The organism is Streptomyces sp. NPDC016845, assembly GCF_044332585.1.
Taxonomy (GTDB): domain Bacteria; phylum Actinomycetota; class Actinomycetes; order Streptomycetales; family Streptomycetaceae; genus Streptomyces.
In genome coordinates this window covers 211,061-228,155 of sequence record NZ_JBIRPI010000011.1, presented here as the reverse complement: position 1 = coordinate 228,155, position 17,095 = coordinate 211,061, and the positions used below count along the sequence as shown (strand labels likewise).

The window sequence follows — 17,095 nt, the reverse complement described above, 5'->3', positions numbered from 1 at the left end:
GTGCCCAGGGCGTCCGTGCCGTGCAGGTCGTCGTCCTCGACGTGGACCGCCTTGTCCGCGCCCATCGACAGCGCCTTGCGCAGCGCGTCCTTGGCGTCCTCCGGACCCACGGTCAGAACGGTGATCTCCACGTCCTCGCCTGCTTCCCGGCGTGCTTCCGAGATCTGCAGTGCCTGCTCCACCGCGTACTCGTCCAGCTCCGAGAGCAGCCCGTCCACGTCATCACGGTCGACGGTCAGGTCATCGGCGAAGTGCCGGTCGCCAGTGGCGTCGGGCACGTACTTCACGGTGACAACGATCCTCAGGCTCACGCCGGCTCTCCTCGCGCGCAGGACATCCACAGACTCGTACGATCGCCAACGTATGGCACTCAGTTCCCTCTGTAAAGGTACGTAGTGCCAAAGAGGTCCGCACGGTGTTACGTTCCCGGCATGAGCGAGGCGCGCGGGGTCAACGGGTCACAGAAGAAGGCACCCATGCGGGAGGTGCTGGCCGAGGCGGCGTTCCAGCTGTACCTGGAGCGCGGGTTCGAGCGGACGACCGTGGACGACATCGTGGCGCGGGCCGGTGTCGGGCGGCGCTCGTTCTTCCGGTACTTCCCGTCCAAGGAGGACGCCGTCTTCCCCGACCACGAGAGCTGCCTGGCGGACATGACCGCGTACCTCGCCGCCGCGCGCCCGCGGCGGGACGCCGTCGAGGTGGTGTGCGGGGCCGCGCGCCTCGTCCTGCGGATGTACGCCGCGAACCCCGAATTCTCCGTCCAGCGCTACCGGTTGACCCGCGAGGTACCGGGCCTGCGCACCTACGAGCTCTCCGTCGTCCGGCGCTACGAGCGCACCCTCGCGGGGTATCTGAGCGGCCGCTGGGCCGACGCCCCGGACGGCGCGCTGCGCGCCGAGGTCGTGGCCGCCTCGGTGGTCGCCGCGCACAACAACGGGCTGCGCACCTGGCTGCGCTCGGGCGGTGAGGGCGACGCCGAGGTGGCCGTGGACCGCGCCCTCGACTACGTACGCCAGGTCTGGGGCGAGGCGTCGGCGCGGCCCGCGCCCACGGCGCCCGCGCGCACGGACGAGGAGGAGGTCGTGGTCATGGTCGCCGCCAAGGGCGCCCCGATGTGGCGCGTCATCCAGCAGGTGGAATCGGCCTTGAGGGACGACTGAGGATGACTGAGGACGACTGAGCACGGCTCGGGAAACGCTGGAAAAGGTACTTGGTGTCTTTACGTGCGGCACTGAGTGTCATACGCTGCGAAAGCGCCGAGGCGGCAGCCCCGGGCGCGGCGGACGAGCGCGGGGAGACCGAGTGATGTCAGCGACAACCGGGATGTCCAGGGCCGGCGGCAGCGGTGTCCTGACGCCGGCGGACGGGGCCGGGGCCGAGCCGACGGGCTTTGTCCATCAGCGGTGCCGCTGGTGCGGCACCGCCTCGTTCCGGCGGCTGCTGTGTCCGGTGTGCGCGTCCAGTGAGCTGACGCCGCAGGTCAGCGTGGGGCCAGGCATCGTGGTGCAGTCGCGGGTCGTCCACCGCGGCTCCGGAGTGGCCCGCAACGAGGCGCTGGTGCGCTTCCCCGAGGACTTCGTGGTGCCGTGCCGGATCGTGGGAACGGCGCCGCACATGGTGTGGGTGGGGGCCGAGGTGCGCCCCGCGCGCGGCATCCACGCCGGGGTTCACGCTGGTGCCGAGTCCGGGGAAGTCCTCTTCGAGCTGTGCGAACCGGCCGGGGGCGACGACCTGCGCTGAGCGCCCGTTCATGGCGAACGCCCACGGTTCGGGCGGCACCGAACCGTCCGGGCCCTAGCCTCGGAGCCATGACGCCGCACACCTCGTTCGCCCGCCTCCACCACCGACCGGCCCCGCTGCTGCTGCCCAACGCCTGGGATCACGCGTCCGCCGCCGCCCTCGCGGCACAGGGCTTCGAGGCCGTCGGCACGACCAGCCTCGGTGTCGCCGCTGCCGCCGGGCTGCCGGACGGGGCGGCGGCCACGCGAGACGCGACCGTGGCCCTGGCCCGAGTGCTCGGCAAGGGTGGCTTCCTCCTCACCGTCGACGCCGAGGGCGGTTTCAGTGACGACGCGCGGGACGTCGCGACGCTCGCCCGCACCCTGTACGAGGCGGGCGCGGCGGGCATCAACCTGGAGGACGGCCGCGCCGACGGCACCCTCGCCCCGGCGGAGTCGCACGCCGAGAAGATCGCCGCCGTGAAGGCCGCCGTGCCCGAGCTGTTCGTCAACGCGCGCACCGACACGTACTGGCTGGACCGCGACAAGACGCAGACCCGGGCGCGCCTCGCCGCGTACGAAGAGGCGGGCGCGGACGGGGTGTTCGTGCCGGGCCTCTCGGACCCGGAGCGGATCGCCGGGCTGGTGGCGGCCTGCGCGACACCGCTCAACATCCTCTACGCCCCGACCGGCCCCTCCCTCGCCGTACTGGGCGCACTCGGCGTCCGCCGGGTCAGCCTCGGCTCGCTCCTCTACCGCCGCGCCCTCGCGGCGGCCGTGACCACCGCGACGGCCGTCCGCGACGGACGCCCCGCGGAAGACCTCACCGCGCCCCCCACCTACGCCGAGGTGCAGGGACTGGCCGGACCGCACGCCTGACGCTTCAGGCCCCCGCCGCCTCCTCCTCGATCCGGTCGAACTGCGCGCCCATCGCCGTGGCCAGCGCCTGCGCCCCCGACAGCGGCCGGACCATGACCATGAGGTCGTCGATCAGGCCGTCCTCGTCGACGTGCAGGAAGTCGCAGCCGGTGACGGTCCGGCCGCCGACCCGTGCCTCGAAGACCAGCGCGGTGTCGCGCCCGTCGGGGCTGCCGTACTCGCGGACGTAGCGGAAGTCCTCGAAGACCCGGGTGACCCCGCGCAGGATCGCGGCGGTGATCGCCTTGCCCGGGTACGGCTTGAACACGACGGGGCTGGTGAAGACCACGTCCTCGGCCAGCAGATCCTCGACGGCCGACAGGTCGCCCTTCTCCACGGCCGCACGGAAGGCGTGCACGACCCCCACCTCATCCTTCATAGGCAACGTAGCCAACTTTTTGACTAGGTGCCGATGAGAATAACGAGGGACTGGTCGACGCGCGCGTGGTGCCGCAGGAACGCAGGCCCGACAAGCGGATGTTCACGCTGTCGCGGACGGGCCGGGCCGACCTCGCCGCGTTCACCGAGCGCCGGCCGAAGCCGATGGCGATGCGCGACGAACTGATGGTGAAGGTGCAGGCCGTCGACGTCGGCGACGCCGACGCGGTGCGCGGCCACGTCGAGGAGCGCATGGCCTGGGCGCACGGCAAGCTCGCCCGCTACGAGCGGGTGCGCCTGCACCTGCTCGGCGGTCTCGACGAGGCCGCGTTCCTCGCCGAGGGGGAGCGGGTCGGCCCCTACCTGACCCTGCTCGGCGGCATCGCACTGGAGGAGGAGTACCTGCGTTGGGGCAGGCGCGTCCTTGATGTGCTGGAGCGGCGCCGCGCCGCCGCCGGGAAGGGCTCACAGGTACGCGACGGTTGCCGGGGCTGGTCCTCCAGGTGAAGCGTGAGCGAGGATGGAGGCATGACCGCGGCCCAGCGCGCCATGACCGAACTCGGGACATGGCCGAACCTGGTAAGTGGCCCGCCCCGGTGCTCGGTTGGGCACGCTTTCGGCGCTGAGGGCCACGAACTCATTCATTTCCACGCCGACGACTGCGCAGATCTCTATCTCACGTCGACGGCGGTCGAGCGGCTGCTGCCGCAACTGCGGCACAGCAGCGCCATCCGCGTCCAGCCGGGCGCCTCATGGATCACCGTGCTCCTGGAGTGCGACACCGACGTGGAGCTGCTCCTCAGCCTGGTGAGCCTCGCCCTCAAGGAACACGACGCCCACGCGTTCCCCTCACCTCCGTGCGACTGGGAACGCCCACGCGCCTCTTAGCGAGAGTGAGAGCGAGAGTACGAGTAGAGCGCGAGTACGAGTACGAGCAGAGCGCGAGCGAGAGCAGGATCGGGGGAGGCGATATCGCCCTGGGCGAAGCCCGTTCACCGTCCGGGGTATCCGCCTTAACCTGGGCCGATGAGCACACACGAGACCCCCAGGCCCCGGCCCGTCCGCGCTCAGGAGCCGCTGTGGCGCCATGTCGTCGGGGACGTGCTGCGCCGCCGACGCAGGGCCCAGGGGCGGACGTTGCAGGACGTCGCCGACGTCGCGGGGATCTCCATGGCCTACCTCTCCGAGGTGGAGCGGGGCCGCAAGGAGGCGTCCTCGGAGATGCTCGCCGCCGCCGCGGGCGCGCTCGGCCTCGGTCTCGTCGACGTACTGGCGCTCGCGCAGGGGGAGTTGGCGCGGGGAACCGCGCGGGCAGCGCACCACCGCCGTCCGGTCTCCGTCACCGCCGTCACGCCGCTCGGCTCGACCGCGGCGGGCGGCGCGCGAGGCGGGGGCCGGGGCACGGTGTGCCTGGCCGCGTGAGCCGGGTCCTATGAGCCGTCGCCGCTCGCCCCGAGGTGGCGCGCGAGCACGGGTACGTGACTGTGCTCGATCTCCTTCACCGCGGTCACCAGGGTGACGCGGCCCCGCCGGGCCAGTGCGCGTACGTGGTCGACGAGGTCGGCGCGGACCGGCTCGGCCAGCTCCGCCTCGTAGCGCTCGGCGAACGTCTCGAACCGCCCCTCGCGGTCCTCGTGGTACCAGGAGCGCAGGGCGGCCGGATCGTGGACACGGCGGGCCGGGAACGGCGCGGAGTCCGGGTGTGCGGTCATGGCTCCAGTCTGCTGCTGTGCGGCGCATCGCGTGTTTTGTGCCGCGTACGGGGCCGGTGGCCGCGTCGGCCGCCCGTGTCACCCGTTCGGCCCAATCCCGCTGGCGGGCACCGTACGGCGGTGCGAACAGTCGGACATGACCCAAGCACCGCACGAACCGCAGACTCCGCACCGCAGCCACAGCGCCGAGGACGAGCGAACGCGCCGTCCCGAGGGTCCGCTCGGCAGACTCGCCGCCGCCGCGTGGCAGGCGGTCCTCCTCGCCGGCGTCGCCGCGCTCATCCTCGGCGTACTCGTCCTCGTCTGGCCGGGCGCCTCCTTGTGGGCCGCCGGCATCCTCTTCGGCGTCTACCTCGTGGTCAGCGGCGTCTTCCAGCTGGTCACGGCGGTCGGTACCCATGTGACGACGGGGCTGCGCGTGATGGCGTTCATCAGCGGCGCCGTCTCCGTCCTGCTCGGCCTGTTCTGCTTCCGCGGCGCGATGCAGTCGATCCTGCTGCTCGCCCTGTGGATCGGCATCGGCTGGCTGTTCCGCGGGATCACGCAGACCGCGGCGGCGGCGTCCGATCCGGGGATGCCCGCGCGCGGCTGGCAGATCTTCCTCGGGATCGTCAGCGCGATGGCGGGCATCGTGCTCATCGTGTCGCCGTTCGAGTCCGTCGCCGTCCTGACCCTGGTCGGCGGCTGCTGGCTGGTGGCGATGGGTGTCGTGGAGATCGTCGAGGCATTCCTGCTGCGCAGCCGGGCGAGGAAGCTGCCGCACGGCGCCTGAGACCCGACCGTGCGACTGTGCCCCGCGCTCGTCACGAGCGCGGGGCACAGCGTTGACGTAGAGGCCGTGCGTCAGACGCCCACGGTCTCCTCCAGCTCCTCCTCGACGTCCTCCTCCTCGGCGGTCCCCTTCTTCGCGGCCTTCTCGCTCGCGGCCGGCGCCGCAGGCGCGAGCGCCCGCCCGCGACGGCGCTCGGCGATCCCCGCGACCATGAGCACGACCGCGCCCACCGCCAGCCACGCCACCAGCGTCCACACGTACCGGCCCAGGCCGTAGTGGTCGAAGTAGAGGAGGCTGCGGGCGCCCTCGACGAAGCCCGCGCCGTTCCAGAAGGCGTGCAGGGAGGCGAAGAAGCCGTTCTGCAGCTCGGGGCGGAAGACCCCGCCGGAGCTGGTGAAGTTCAGCATCACGAACAGCACCATGACGGCGAGCGTCGTCCAGCGCTTGAGGAACGTGTGCAGGCCGACACCGATCAGCAGGATGCCCGCGGAGTACAGCCACGCCATGCCCCACACGCCCCACAGACCGGTGTGGGCGAGGTGGAAGACGGGCCCCGCGAAGGCCGCGCCGAGCAGGCCGACCACCGCGGAGACGCCGACCACGAGGAGCGCCCGCGCCCGCATCCGCAGCGCGGCGCCCGCGCCGCCCAGGACGGCGACCGACGCGTACGAGCCGATGCTCACCGCGACGAGCAGGAAGAACAGGCCCTGCCCGGTCGGGTCGTCGGAGACGGTCGGTGCCACGTCGGTCACCTTGAGAGGTTCGCCCTGCTCCGCGGCGACCGGCGTGAAGATCTTCTGGACGACGGAGACGGTGGTGTCGGATCCGGCCGAGGCCACGATCAGCTCCGGCGCCTTCTCGCCCGGTACGTACGCGCCGTCGATGTGCCGCGTCCTCAGCTGCCCGATCGCCGCGTCGCGGCTGGGGAGCGTCCGCACGTCGAGGGCGTCGCCCGCCTCGTCCTTCACGGTCTGCGCGAAGACCTTCGCCTCGGGCCCGGAGCCGACCACGGCCACCGGCAGGTGGTGCGGCTCGGGCGCGGCGAAGGCGCCGAGGTAGGCGAGGCCCATGCCGACGCACATCAGGAGCGGGGTCAGCAGATGAGTCAGGACGTGGCGCAGCGCCGCTCGCTGATCGGCGGGCATGAGCAGGACCTCCATGGGTTGGCGTATACAACTGTCGAGTGAGTTGGCTTATGCAACTCTTAACCAAGTTGTACTGTACAACCACATGGGTCGAGTGTGCTCCCGGGTGGGTGTGAGCATCGACACCGGGAGCGGACGGGCGGGGCGAGGCGCGGAATCAGGCCGGTCGCGACAGCGGACGGTCCTCGAAGCGGGCGGCCGGGAGACAAGAGCCGCTCTCCTCCTCGGCCTCATGCATCCGCAGGCGGTCCCGCAGGGCATGGATGCGCAGGCTCGTCTCGTACAGATAGCGGACCTTCGTCCGCATCACCCACGGCTCCACCGGCTTGACGACGTAGTCGGCGACGCCGAGTTCGAAGGCCTTGACGGCGAGCGCGGTGTCCTGGCCCGCGCCCGTGATCATCATGATCGGGATGTCCTGGGTCTGCTCCAGGCGCGACATGTAGTGGGCCACCTCGAAGCCGCTGACGTCGGGCATCAGCACGTCGAGGAGGACCACCGCTATGCCGCCGCGCAGGACCGCTTTCAGGGCGTCGTCACCGGTGCTGGCGCGGTCGAGCGGATAACGGAGCGGGGCGAGGGCGCTCTCCATCGCGAAGAGCGTGTCCTCGCGGTCGTCGACGACCAGGATCTTGGGCCGTGCAGCGGTGGGCATCGCCGGGTGCCTCCCCTCGTCGGCACCGACAGCATATGCCCGTACGCGCGCGGGGGAAGGGGCTCTCAATCCTCTCCGCGCACCAGATTCCAGTCGTTCTCGCGCTCCGTCTCGGGCTCGACGGCGTCGCGCCCTTCACGGCGGGCCGGACGGCACATCCGCACAGCGCCCCTGACCTCGTGCTTGGTCTCTTCGGGGTGGGGGGCGCGCGGCCGGGTGTTCATGAGTGAACCTCTTTTCGGACAGAAAGGATCTGACTCGGCTTGTAGACAGCTGTACATAGGAACGACATGCGGCAGTCGGACGACATGAACGGGCAGGCGGTTCATGGCCGTCGCGCCGATCAGCTCGCCTTCGGCTTCGCCGGCTGCCGCGCGCTGCGCAGCGAGAACGGGTGCCCGGCCGGATCCGCGTACAGGCGTGACGCCGTACGGCCGCCGCCGTCGCCGCGCGTCTCGAGGGGCCGGGCGCCGAGCCCGACGATCTGCCGCTCCACGTCGTCCAGGTGCTCCGCCGCCACCAGCAGATCCAGATGGGCCTGCTGGGAGTCGTCGGGGCGCGGCCAGCTCGCGGGGGCGGCGTTGAGGTCGCGGCGGAAGGCCAGACGCGTGCCGTTCGCGCCGACGAGCTCGATCCGGTTGCCACCGTCCGGCGGCTGGACCTCTCCGTCGAGGAGCACCCGGTAGAACTCGCACAGTTCCTCCGGCTCCGCGCAGTCGAAGACCAGCACCGCCGCTTCCACGTGGCTCATCGGACCTCCCCGGTCTCGCCGTCGGTTCGCCCCGCGAGTACCCCCGGACGCATGTCCGAATCGTCAGCCTTCGCGCTCACCCGCGGCGCTCACTCACGTACGCGCTGCGGTATGTCGACCACGTCGAGGAAGACCTGGTCCGCCTCCGGCCACCTCTTCTGGATGGACTCCTTGATGCGCTCGCTGACCAGTTCGAGGCGTTCGCTGTCGATGCCCGGCGTCAGGTCGACGCGGGCCGCCACGAGCGTGGAGTCCATGCCCAGTTGCATCGTGTGCAGCGCCGCCACGTAGTCGATCTCCGGCTGCGACTGGAGGAGGTCGAGGATGCCCTCGCGCAGCTCCGGGTCGACGGCCTCGCCGATCAGCTGCTCGCGGGCGCTCTTGCCGAGCCCGAAGGCGACGTACACCAGGAGCGCGCCGATGGCCAGGGACGCCGAGCCCTCCCAGACGACGTTGCCGGTGACCATGTGCAGGACCATGCCGCCGGCGGCGAGGAGCACGCCGAGCACGGCCGTGCTGTCCTCGGCGAGGACCGTGCGCAGCGCCGGGTCGGAGCCGAGGCCCTTGCCGGGCTGGGCCCGGACCTGGTGGACCGCGCGGACCAGGGAGGCGCCCTCGGCGAGGAGCGCGACACCGAGGACGACGAGCCCGGCCGTGTAGCCGCTGTGCGACTCCTGGGTGTTCGGTCCGGTCAGTGCCTCGAAGCCCTGGAAGAAGGAGAAGCAGCCGCCCATCACGAAGATGCCGACGGCGGCGAGCAGCGACCAGAAGAACCGCTCCTTGCCGTAGCCGAACGGGTGCCGGCGGTCCGCGGGGCGGCGGCTGCGGTGCAGTGCCGCGAGGAGGAACACCTCGTTGAGGCTGTCGGCCACCGAGTGGGCCGCCTCCGACAGCAGGGCGGGCGAGCCCGCGATGACGCCGCCGATCGCCTTCGCGACGGCGATGACCAGATTCGCGGCGAGCGCCACAAGGACCGTGAGCCGGGTCTTGCGGTCCTCCTGCGCGCCGGACTTCTCGGGGTCGCTCACGTGTCAACTCACAGGGTGTGAAGAGTGGTTACCGGTCGTGTGCGGCGGCCTCGGCGGGCCGAGGGGCCCGGGGGACCGTGGCCGCGCCGTACCCCGTCCCCGGTAACCGGCGCCCCGCGCCGTAAACCCGGCGGACCAGCGCGAAGACCTCCTGACGGGCCGATCTCACAGGTCCAGCTGGTACTCGCACGAGCGATGCGTCGGTACGTAGCCGAGCGCGTCGTTCACGGCGCGCATCGGGCGGTTGCTGTCCGCGGTGTCCGTGACGAGACCCGTCAGCTCCGGATGGCGTGCGCGTAGCCGCAGGATCTGGTCGGCCTTCATCCAGCGGGCCAGTCCCTTGCCGCGGTGACCGGGCAGGACGCCGGTGCCGTAGTGCCGGCCGTCGCCCTCGCGCGAGCCCGGCACGACCAGCTCGGTGAAGCCCGCCACCGAGCCGTCGCGCTCGTCGAGCGCGGCGACCGTGTGCAGCAGGTCGCCGCGGTCCGCGACGGCCTCGGCGACGGCGCGCACCCGCTCCACGTCCCACTCGACGTGGCCGTAGTCGGCGTCGTCCATCGGCATGTCGTCCATGGCCCGGCGCGCGGCGGCGAACGACTCCGCCAGGCCGTCCGGGACCGTGCCGTCCCACTCCGTCAGCCGGTAGCCGGGGCAGGGGCGTCCGGCCGTCGTCGCGAGGGCCCTGCGGTCGGCGTCGGCCAGCACCAGACGCGTGTACGTGAGCCGGAGCACCCGCCTGAACTTCCGTGCCGCGAGGAAGAGTTCGCCGGGGGAGTCGCCGTCGGCGCCGGCCAGCAGCGAGCGGCGGCCGTCCGTACGGGCCGCCTCGACCGCCGCCGCGAGCAGCCCGGTGCCGATCCCGGCGCGCCGCTCGGCCGGATGGACCCGCAGGGTCAGCTCGGCGAGGTGCCGCTGTCCTTCGCGGTCGAACAGGCGCAGGAACGCCGTGCCGACAGGGTTGTCGTCCGCGTCCCGCGCCAGCCAGGCGAGGCGGCGCGTACCGGCGGTGGCGTGCGGATCGACGAGCGGCGTCAGCCGGGCCGGTACCTGCGACACGTGGGACAAGAGCGCTCCAGGGAGATCAGGGAGATCAGGGAGATTCAGAGAGAGGAGAGGGGAGAGGAGGTGGCCGCAGGCAGGGGGCGCGCGGGGGTGAAAGGCCCGCCGAAAGTACCCCTGTGCGCCGCCCGCCGCAAAGGATTTGCCGGGTCTCGCGCCGCCGAGCCGGTTTGGCCCCCGGAGATGGGGCTACCCGGCGCGGACGCTGATGTTTCCCCGAAAGGAGCCGGGCCGGTGACCCCCCTGGCGAAGCAGTCGCACCTCCGCGCCGAGACCACCGAGACCATCGAGGCCGCAGACCCCGCGCTGATGACCGAACCGCCGAAGGACACGCTCGTCCGTTTCCTCGAGAGCCGCTTCGCCTGCGCCCAGGCCTGCACCGAGTGCGCCCGCGCCAGCGCCCTGCGCGTCAGCTTCCTCGACCCGGGCCCGCTCGCCCCTCCGCTGCAGGGCGGCCCCGCACGTCGCCCGGCGGCCATGGACACCGCGCGCGAAGGCCAGCGGCACGACCTGCGGCGCTCGCTGCTCCTGTGCGTCGAGGTCTGCGACGCGACCTGCCGGCTGCTCTCGGAGGAGACGCACCGGGACGAGTACGGGCTGCGGCTCCAGGTCGAGTGGTGCCGGGCCGTCGCCCTGGAGTGCGCGCACGCCTGCGACGGCGTCCCGGACGCCGCGGACTGCGCCGAACAGTGCCGCGCGTGCGCCCGCGCCTGCACCGACTTCCTCGTCGTACTGGGCTGAGGCCTGAGGCCCGAGGCCGCTCTCCGCCGAGCCCGTACCGGGCCGGGCATTCCCTATTTCTGCAACGGGTTCTACTGTGTGCGCCGACGCCGACCGGTCGACCGCCAGGAGGGGCCGTGCACCTCGCCTACACGCCCGAGCAACAGCAGTTGCGCACCGAGCTGCGCGCCTACTTCGCCGACCTCGTCCCCGACCACGCGTACGCCCGCTACGCGGAACCCGCCGCCCAGAAACGCTTCTACCGCGAGACCGTGCGCCGTCTCGGCGCGGACGGCTGGCTCGGGGTCGGCTGGCCCGAGGAGTACGGCGGGCGCGGCCTCACCCCGGTCGAGCAGTTCGTCTTCTTCGACGAGGCGGCCCAGGCGGGCGTCCCGCTGCCGCTCATGGCGCTCAACACCGTCGGCCCGACGATCATGCAGTTCGGCACGGATGAACAGAAGGAGTTCTTCCTGCCGCGAGTCCTCTCCGGCGAACTCGACTTCGCCATCGGCTACAGCGAACCGGACGCCGGCACCGACCTCGCCGCCCTGAGGACCCGCGCCGTCCGCGACGGCGACACCTACGTCGTGAACGGCCAGAAGATCTGGACCACCAACGGCGACACCGCCGACTGGATCTGGCTCGCCGTCCGCACCGATCCCGAAGCGCCGCCCCACAAGGGCATCACCATGCTGCTCGTACCGACCTCCGACCCCGGCTACTCCTGCACCCTCATCACCACGCTCGCCTCGCACGACACCACCGCGAGCCACTACGAGAACATCCGCGTCCCCGTCTCGCGCCGCGTCGGTGAGGAGAACAAGGGCTGGCGCCTGATCACCAACCAGCTCAACCACGAACGCGTCACCCTCGCCGCCCACGGCACCATGGCGATCCGCGCCCTGCACGACGTCCAGCGCTGGGCCATGGAGACCAAGCTCGCCGACGGCCGCCGCGTCATCGACCTCGGCTGGGTCAGGAACCGCCTCGCCCGCACCCACACCAGGCTCGACGCGATGAAACTCCTCAACTGGCAGATGGTCAGCGCCCTCCAGGACTCCACCCTCACCCCGCACGACGCCTCCGCCGTCAAGGTCTACGGGAGCGAGGCGCGCCGCGACGCGTACGCCTGGCTGATGGAGGTCGTCGCGGCGGCGGGCGCCCTGAAGGAGGGCAGCGCCGGAGCGGTCCTCCACGGCGAACTGGAGCGCGGCTACCGCTCCGCCGTCATCTTCACCTTCGGCGGCGGCAACAACGAGATCCAGCGCGAGATCATCTCCTGGATCGGCCTCGGCATGCCCCGGGTGCGCCGCTGACACCCGCTGTCCGCCACACGTGCCGGATCGGGACAACGACGACAGGAGGCAGCCGCGGGTGACAGGGACAAGCACGGCGGACCCGGGCCTTTTCGGCCCCGATTCCGTGACCTGGCAGCTGCACGCCGACCCCATGATGTGGGTGGCGGGCATCCGCGCCCTGTACTTCCAGGCGCTGCACCCGCGCGCCGTGCGCGGCGTCATGCAGAACTCCGACTTCCGGCGCGACGCCTGGGGCCGCCTGATGCGCACCGCGGACTTCGTCGGCACGACGACGTACGGGACCACGGAGGCGGCCGAGAAGGCGGGCGCGCGGGTCCGCAAGATCCACCGCATGCTGTCGGCCACCGACCCGGACACCGGCGAACGCTACGGCGTCGACGAACCCGCACTGCTGCTCTGGGTGCACTGCGCCGAGATCGACTCCTACCTGCACGTCGCCCGGCGCTCCGGCTTCCGTCTCACCGACGCCCAGGCCGACCGCTACATGGCCGAGCACCGCACCAGCGCCCGCCTCGTCGGTCTCGACCCGGACGAAGTACCGCACGGCCGAGCCGAGTTGGCGGCGTACTTCACCTCCGTACGGCCCGCACTCGCCGCCGGCCCCGACGCCCGCGTCGTCGACGACTTCCTGCAACGCCCGCCGGCCGGCGCGCTCCTCGTCCCGGCCCGCGAACTGCTGTGGCGGCGCGTCGCGGACCTCGCGTACGCCTCGCTCCCGCCGTACGCCCACGAGCTGTACGGGCGGCCCGCCCCGGCCCCCGCCGTCACCACCCGGCGCCTGCGCGCCACCGGCACCGCGCTGCGCGCCGTCCCCGCGCGGGTGCGCCGGCAACTGCCCCCGAAACACATCCTGCGGGCCATGGCTCGACTGGGCCCCCACGCCCGCCCGGCACCGTTCAAAGTCGGCACCCGCGTGCCCATACTGGACCGGGGGGCCGCGCGGCGAGGCGACGGGGGCGACAGCGGGTCATGCCAGAGCTGGAGGAGAGCGGGAACGACACCCTGATCCACGGGCGGTACCGGCTGCTCGACCGGATCGGCCGGGGCGGGATGGGCGAGGTGTGGCGCGCCCGCGACGAATCGCTCGGCCGCCACGTCGCCGTCAAGTGCCTCAAGCCGCTCGCACCCCAGCGCGACCCCTCCTTCACCCGGGTGCTGCGCGAGCGCTTCCGCCGCGAGGCGCGGGTCGCGGCGGCGCTCCAGCACCGCGGCATCACCGTCGTGCACGACTTCGGCGAGCACGAGGGCATCCTCTACCTGGTGATGGAGCTGTTGGAGGGCAAGAACCTCAGCCAGCTCCTCGAGGACAACCGGCACCATCCGCTGCCCGTGGACGACGTCGTCGACATGGCCGAACAGATCGCCGGCGCCCTCGCCTACACGCACGAGCAAGGCATCGTGCACCGGGACCTGAAACCCGCCAACATCGTGCGCCTCGCCGACGGCACGGCGAAGATCTGCGACTTCGGCATCGCCCGGCTCGGTGCCGACATCGGCTTCACCGCCCGCCTCACCGGCACCGGCATCGCCATGGGAACCCCGCACTACATGTCGCCGGAGCAGATCGGCGGCGCCCACGTCGACCAGCGCAGCGACCTGTACTCCCTTGGCTGCGTGCTGTACGAGCTCACCACCGGCGCGCCCCCGTTCGACCTCGACGACGCCTGGGCCGTGCTCGTCGGCCACCGCGACACCCCGCCCGCGCCGCCGCGCCGCCACCGCCCCGACCTGCCCGGCTACGTCGAGCGGATCATCCTCGACCTGCTCGCCAAGGACCCCGGGCAACGCCCGCACGACGCGCGGGAGCTGGGCCGCCGCATCGCCACCGGACGCTCCGCGCGCGGCGCGTACGTGCCCACCGTGCGGATTCCGCAGGTCGTCCCGCACCCGGACACCCAGGTCGTCGCCGAGCAGCCCCTGTCGCGCGAGCCGCGCCTGCCGTCGTGGACCCGCGGCATGACCACCGGGCACAAGGCCACCGGCGGCACGGGCCCGCGCCCGACCCCGCCCGACGCGGCGGGCGGCCTCTCCGGCGAGTGGATCCCGCGCCCCGCCACCGGAGCCGGGACCACCCCGCCCGAACCCGTGGAACGCCCCACCCCGGCACCGGAGTTGCTCGCCACCCTCCTCTCCCGGCACAACGCGGGCCTCAGCCTCGGCCGGCTGGGCCGCTGGGCCGAGGCCGGCGAGGTCCACCGCGCGGTCGCCGCCGAACGCGAGCACGCCCTCGGCCCCGACCACCCCGACACCCTCGCCAGCCACTACGAGATCGCCTTCGCGCTGAGCCGCACCGGCCGCGCCGCCGACGCCCTGCGCACCTACCGGCGCGTCGTCGGGGGCCGCGAGCGCGCCCTCGGCGTCGACCACCCCGACACGCTGGGCGCCCGCCAGGAGGTGGCCTACGTCCTCGGCAGACTGGGCCGCCACCTGGAGGCGCACCAGGTGTACGTCTCCGTCCTCGCCGCCCGGGAACGGGTGATGAGCGCCGACCACCCCGACACCCTGCGCTGCCGCCACAACCTCGCCTTCAACCTCAGCCGCCTCGGCCGCCTGGAGGACTCGTACCGCATGGCGAAGGAGGTCGTCGACGCGCGCGCACGCGTCCTCGGCCCCGACCATCCGGACACGCTCGTCACCCGCTGCGAAGTCGGCTACACCCTCGGCCGGCTGGGGCGCTGGACCGAGGCGCTGCGCGCCTACCGCGAGGTGGCGCGGGCACGCGCGCGGGCCCTCGGCCCCGACCACCCGGACACCCTCGCCGCACGCTACGAGGTCGGCATCGGCCTGGGACGGCTCGGCCGCAGCGTGGAGGCGCTCACCCTCTACCGCGACCTGATCGACGACCGGGTCCGGGTCAGCGGCCCCGCCGACCCGGAGACCCTGCGCGCCCGCCACGGCCTCGGCGTCAACCTCGGCCGCCTCTCCCGCTGGGAGGAGGCGCTCGCCGAGGCCCGCGACGTGTGCGCGATCCGCGAGCGCGTCCTCGGCGCCGACCACCTCGACACCCTCATCAGCCACCGGGAGGTCGCGGTCGGGCTCGGCTGGCTCGGCCGCTGGCGGGACGCGCTCGTCGAGTACCGGACCGTGGCCGCCGCCCGCGAGCGGGTCCTCGGCGCGGCCCACCCCGACACGCTCGCCAGCCGCAACGACGAGGCGCAGTGCCTGGAACAGCTGGGCCGGAGCGCGGAGGCGGTGGAGCTGTACCGTCGAGTCGCCGCGTTGCGCCAGCGGGGCCGGCCGCGCGGCTGAGCGCACGGGCCCCGCCCGGGAACGAAGGGGCCCGCCTTGGACCGGTTCGACCAGCAGCACACCTCGTACCAGCAGCACGCCTCGTACCAGCGGCACACGTCGCTCCAGCCGCGCACCTCGTACGACGTCGTCATCGTCGGCGGGGGCCACAACGGTCTCGTCGCCGCCGCCTACCTCGCCCGCGCGGGCCGCACCGTCACCGTGCTCGAACGGCTCGGCACGACCGGTGGCGCCGCCGTCTCCTCGCGCCCCTTCACCGGCGTGGACGCCCGCCTCTCGCGCTACTCCTACCTCGTCAGCCTCCTGCCGAAGAAGATCCTGGCCGATCTGGGGCTCGACTTCGCCGTGCGGCGGCGCACCGTCTCCTCGTACACGCCGACCACGCGCGACGGCCGCCCGACCGGGCTCCTGGTCGGCGGCGGCCCGGCCCGTACGCGTGAGGCGTTCGCCCGTCTCACGGGCGGCGAGCGCGAGTACGAGGCGTGGACCAGGTTCTACGAGACGACGCGGCACGTCGCCGAACGGGTCTTCCCCACCCTCACCGAACCGCTGCCGAGCCGCGCCGCACTGCGCGAGCGCGTCGGGGACGACGCGGCATGGCGGCTGCTGTTCGAGGAACCGATCGGCGTCGGCATCGAGGAGCGCTTCACGGACGACCTGGTGCGCGGTGTCGTCCTGACGGACGCGCTGATCGGCACGTTCGCCGACGCCCACGACCCGGCGCTCGCCCAGAACCGCTGCTTCCTCTACCACGTGATCGGCAACGGTACCGGCGACTGGGACGTGCCCGTCGGCGGCATGGGCGCGCTCACCGACGCCCTCGCCGCCACGGCCCGCGCGGCGGGCGCCCACCTCGTCACCGGCCACGAGGTGACCCGGATCGAGACGGACGGGCGACGCGCCGAGGTGACGTACAGGACGGGGGAGGGTGAGGGCGAGGGCACGGTCTCCGCCTCGCACGTCCTCGTCAACGCCTCCCCGCAGGACCTCGCCCGCCTCCTCGGCACCGCCCCGCCCGTCCCCGCCGAAGGCGCCCAGCTGAAGGTGAACATGCTGCTCAAGCGGCTGCCACGGCTGAAGGACACGTCCGTCGACCCGCGCGAGGCGTTCGCCGGGACGTTCCACATCGCCGAGGGGTACGAGGAGTTGGCGACGGCTCACGCGGAGGCGGCGGGCGGGGCGCTGCCGTCCGCGCCGCCCTCGGAGATCTACTGCCACTCCCTGACGGACCCGACGATCCTCGGCCCCGACCTCGCCGCGCGCGGCTACCAGACCCTCACGCTCTTCGGCCTGCACACGCCCGCGCGCCTGTTCGCCGAGGACAACGAGGCCGCGCGCGCCGACCTCCTGAAGGCGACCCTGGCCCAGCTCGACACCCACCTCGCCGAACCGCTCGCCGACTGCCTCGCCGAGGACGCCGAGGGCCGCCCCTGCGTCGAGGCGAAGACCCCGCTCGACCTCGAACGCGACCTGCGCCTGCCCGGCGGCCACATCTTCCACGGCGCCCTGTCCTTCCCGTACGCGGAGGGGGAGGGGGAGGACCGCGCGGGCCGGTGGGGAGTGGAGACGGAGCACGCGAACGTACTGCTCTGCGGCGCGGGCGCCGTGCGCGGCGGCGGGGTCAGCGGCATCCCCGGGCACAACGCCGCCATGGCGGTGCTCGGCCGCTGA

Annotated in this window: 20 protein-coding genes and 1 pseudogene; 12 read left to right on the top strand and 9 right to left on the bottom strand. The window is 72.7% G+C overall.

What is annotated here, in order from left to right:
• The coding region (locus ACH4RC_RS25795) for an electron transfer flavoprotein subunit beta/FixA family protein (RefSeq protein WP_398205154.1) at positions 1 to 311 on the bottom strand (311 nt) is incomplete at its 3' end.
• Between the two features lie 120 nt (positions 312 to 431).
• Here ACH4RC_RS25795 and ACH4RC_RS25790 point away from each other — a divergent pair.
• The 3 genes from ACH4RC_RS25790 (at position 432) to ACH4RC_RS25780 (ending at position 2,597) form a co-directional block, all read left to right on the top strand.
• On the top strand, positions 432 to 1,160 hold the full coding sequence (locus ACH4RC_RS25790; protein ID WP_398205152.1) for a TetR family transcriptional regulator: 729 nt from the start codon (positions 432 to 434) through the stop codon (positions 1,158 to 1,160).
• 145 nt (positions 1,161 to 1,305) lie between these two features.
• Positions 1,306 to 1,740, top strand: coding sequence for a Zn-ribbon domain-containing OB-fold protein (locus ACH4RC_RS25785; protein ID WP_398205151.1), 435 nt, complete (start codon positions 1,306 to 1,308; stop codon positions 1,738 to 1,740).
• Positions 1,741 to 1,808: 68 nt separating this feature from the next.
• Positions 1,809 to 2,597: an isocitrate lyase/phosphoenolpyruvate mutase family protein gene (locus ACH4RC_RS25780; RefSeq protein WP_398205149.1), complete on the top strand. Its 789-nt coding sequence runs from the start codon at positions 1,809 to 1,811 to the stop codon at positions 2,595 to 2,597.
• Positions 2,598 to 2,601: 4 nt separating this feature from the next.
• On the opposite strand, the gene ACH4RC_RS25775 is transcribed toward ACH4RC_RS25780, so the two are convergent.
• The gene (locus tag ACH4RC_RS25775; RefSeq protein WP_398205148.1) at positions 2,602 to 2,994 is read right to left on the bottom strand and encodes a nuclear transport factor 2 family protein; all 393 of its coding nucleotides are present in this window, start codon (positions 2,992 to 2,994) and stop codon (positions 2,602 to 2,604) included.
• Between the two features lie 65 nt (positions 2,995 to 3,059).
• On the opposite strand from ACH4RC_RS25775, the pseudogene ACH4RC_RS25770 reads away from it, so the two are divergent.
• The 3 genes and pseudogenes from ACH4RC_RS25770 to ACH4RC_RS25760 form a co-directional block, all read left to right on the top strand.
• Positions 3,060 to 3,521: pseudogene (locus tag ACH4RC_RS25770) on the top strand (PadR family transcriptional regulator); the annotation flags it as partial.
• Positions 3,522 to 3,542: 21 nt separating this feature from the next.
• Complete coding sequence (locus tag ACH4RC_RS25765; RefSeq protein ID WP_398205146.1) at positions 3,543 to 3,902, top strand: luciferase family protein; 360 nt, start codon at positions 3,543 to 3,545, stop codon at positions 3,900 to 3,902.
• A 138-nt stretch (positions 3,903 to 4,040) separates the two neighbouring features.
• On the top strand, positions 4,041 to 4,436 hold the full coding sequence (locus ACH4RC_RS25760) for a helix-turn-helix domain-containing protein (RefSeq protein WP_398205144.1): 396 nt from the start codon (positions 4,041 to 4,043) through the stop codon (positions 4,434 to 4,436).
• 8 nt (positions 4,437 to 4,444) lie between these two features.
• Here the strand turns inward: ACH4RC_RS25760 and ACH4RC_RS25755 are convergent, their stop codons facing one another.
• Positions 4,445 to 4,726, bottom strand: coding sequence for a DUF488 domain-containing protein (locus tag ACH4RC_RS25755; RefSeq protein WP_398205142.1), 282 nt, complete (start codon positions 4,724 to 4,726; stop codon positions 4,445 to 4,447).
• 136 nt (positions 4,727 to 4,862) lie between these two features.
• Here ACH4RC_RS25755 and ACH4RC_RS25750 point away from each other — a divergent pair, with 136 nt between their 5' ends.
• Entirely contained in the window at positions 4,863 to 5,498 is a 636-nt protein-coding gene (locus tag ACH4RC_RS25750) for an HdeD family acid-resistance protein (RefSeq protein ID WP_398205140.1), read from the top strand.
• Between the two features lie 71 nt (positions 5,499 to 5,569).
• Here ACH4RC_RS25750 and ACH4RC_RS25745 read toward each other — a convergent pair whose 3' ends face one another.
• The 6 genes from ACH4RC_RS25745 to ACH4RC_RS25720 form a co-directional block, all read right to left on the bottom strand.
• Positions 5,570 to 6,658 (bottom strand): hypothetical protein, encoded by a 1,089-nt coding sequence (locus tag ACH4RC_RS25745; protein WP_398205139.1) that lies wholly within the window; start codon positions 6,656 to 6,658, stop codon positions 5,570 to 5,572.
• A 142-nt stretch (positions 6,659 to 6,800) separates the two neighbouring features.
• Positions 6,801 to 7,298, bottom strand: coding sequence for a two-component system response regulator (locus ACH4RC_RS25740; RefSeq protein ID WP_398205137.1), 498 nt, complete (start codon positions 7,296 to 7,298; stop codon positions 6,801 to 6,803).
• 65 nt (positions 7,299 to 7,363) lie between these two features.
• Positions 7,364 to 7,522 (bottom strand): hypothetical protein, encoded by a 159-nt coding sequence (locus tag ACH4RC_RS25735; RefSeq protein ID WP_398205136.1) that lies wholly within the window; start codon positions 7,520 to 7,522, stop codon positions 7,364 to 7,366.
• Positions 7,523 to 7,641: 119 nt separating this feature from the next.
• Positions 7,642 to 8,049, bottom strand: a complete 408-nt coding sequence (locus ACH4RC_RS25730) for a VOC family protein (RefSeq protein WP_398205134.1) — start codon at positions 8,047 to 8,049, stop codon at positions 7,642 to 7,644.
• Between the two features lie 89 nt (positions 8,050 to 8,138).
• The gene (locus ACH4RC_RS25725) at positions 8,139 to 9,077 is read right to left on the bottom strand and encodes a cation diffusion facilitator family transporter (protein WP_398205132.1); all 939 of its coding nucleotides are present in this window, start codon (positions 9,075 to 9,077) and stop codon (positions 8,139 to 8,141) included.
• A gap of 165 nt (positions 9,078 to 9,242) precedes the next feature.
• Positions 9,243 to 10,142: a GNAT family N-acetyltransferase gene (locus ACH4RC_RS25720; RefSeq protein WP_398205130.1), complete on the bottom strand. Its 900-nt coding sequence runs from the start codon at positions 10,140 to 10,142 to the stop codon at positions 9,243 to 9,245.
• 303 nt (positions 10,143 to 10,445) lie between these two features.
• Between ACH4RC_RS25720 and ACH4RC_RS25715 the strand changes: the two genes are divergently transcribed.
• The 5 genes from ACH4RC_RS25715 (at position 10,446) to ACH4RC_RS25695 (ending at position 17,095) form a co-directional block, all read left to right on the top strand.
• Positions 10,446 to 10,877, top strand: coding sequence for a ferredoxin (locus ACH4RC_RS25715; protein WP_398205182.1), 432 nt, complete (start codon positions 10,446 to 10,448; stop codon positions 10,875 to 10,877).
• A 116-nt stretch (positions 10,878 to 10,993) separates the two neighbouring features.
• Entirely contained in the window at positions 10,994 to 12,172 is a 1,179-nt protein-coding gene (locus ACH4RC_RS25710; RefSeq protein WP_398205128.1) for an acyl-CoA dehydrogenase family protein, read from the top strand.
• 58 nt (positions 12,173 to 12,230) lie between these two features.
• A complete protein-coding gene (locus tag ACH4RC_RS25705; RefSeq protein WP_398205127.1) occupies positions 12,231 to 13,181 on the top strand; it encodes an oxygenase MpaB family protein in 951 nt (316 codons plus the stop codon).
• Positions 13,145 to 15,424 (top strand): tetratricopeptide repeat protein, encoded by a 2,280-nt coding sequence (locus ACH4RC_RS25700; RefSeq protein ID WP_398205126.1) that lies wholly within the window; start codon positions 13,145 to 13,147, stop codon positions 15,422 to 15,424. Before ACH4RC_RS25705 ends, ACH4RC_RS25700 begins: the two co-directional genes overlap by 37 nt.
• A gap of 132 nt (positions 15,425 to 15,556) precedes the next feature.
• Positions 15,557 to 17,095 (top strand): phytoene desaturase family protein, encoded by a 1,539-nt coding sequence (locus ACH4RC_RS25695; protein ID WP_398205180.1) that lies wholly within the window; start codon positions 15,557 to 15,559, stop codon positions 17,093 to 17,095.

Bases quoted from the DNA above. Each gene is read 5' to 3' on its own strand.
- ACH4RC_RS25740 (WP_398205137.1), bottom strand. From the start codon at position 7,298: ATGCCCACCGCTGCACGGCCCAAGATCCTGGTCGTCGACGACCGCGAG.
- ACH4RC_RS25780 (WP_398205149.1), top strand. From the start codon at position 1,809: ATGACGCCGCACACCTCGTTCGCCCGCCTCCACCACCGACCGGCCCCG.
- ACH4RC_RS25700 (WP_398205126.1), top strand. From the start codon at position 13,145: ATGCCAGAGCTGGAGGAGAGCGGGAACGACACCCTGATCCACGGGCGG.
- ACH4RC_RS25745 (WP_398205139.1), bottom strand. From the start codon at position 6,658: ATGGAGGTCCTGCTCATGCCCGCCGATCAGCGAGCGGCGCTGCGCCAC.
- ACH4RC_RS25765 (WP_398205146.1), top strand. From the start codon at position 3,543: ATGACCGCGGCCCAGCGCGCCATGACCGAACTCGGGACATGGCCGAAC.
- ACH4RC_RS25735 (WP_398205136.1), bottom strand. From the start codon at position 7,522: ATGAACACCCGGCCGCGCGCCCCCCACCCCGAAGAGACCAAGCACGAG.
- ACH4RC_RS25760 (WP_398205144.1), top strand. From the start codon at position 4,041: ATGAGCACACACGAGACCCCCAGGCCCCGGCCCGTCCGCGCTCAGGAG.
- ACH4RC_RS25750 (WP_398205140.1), top strand. From the start codon at position 4,863: ATGACCCAAGCACCGCACGAACCGCAGACTCCGCACCGCAGCCACAGC.
- ACH4RC_RS25755 (WP_398205142.1), bottom strand. From the start codon at position 4,726: ATGACCGCACACCCGGACTCCGCGCCGTTCCCGGCCCGCCGTGTCCAC.
- ACH4RC_RS25715 (WP_398205182.1), top strand. From the start codon at position 10,446: ATGACCGAACCGCCGAAGGACACGCTCGTCCGTTTCCTCGAGAGCCGC.
- ACH4RC_RS25785 (WP_398205151.1), top strand. From the start codon at position 1,306: ATGTCAGCGACAACCGGGATGTCCAGGGCCGGCGGCAGCGGTGTCCTG.
- ACH4RC_RS25730 (WP_398205134.1), bottom strand. From the start codon at position 8,049: ATGAGCCACGTGGAAGCGGCGGTGCTGGTCTTCGACTGCGCGGAGCCG.
- ACH4RC_RS25790 (WP_398205152.1), top strand. From the start codon at position 432: ATGAGCGAGGCGCGCGGGGTCAACGGGTCACAGAAGAAGGCACCCATG.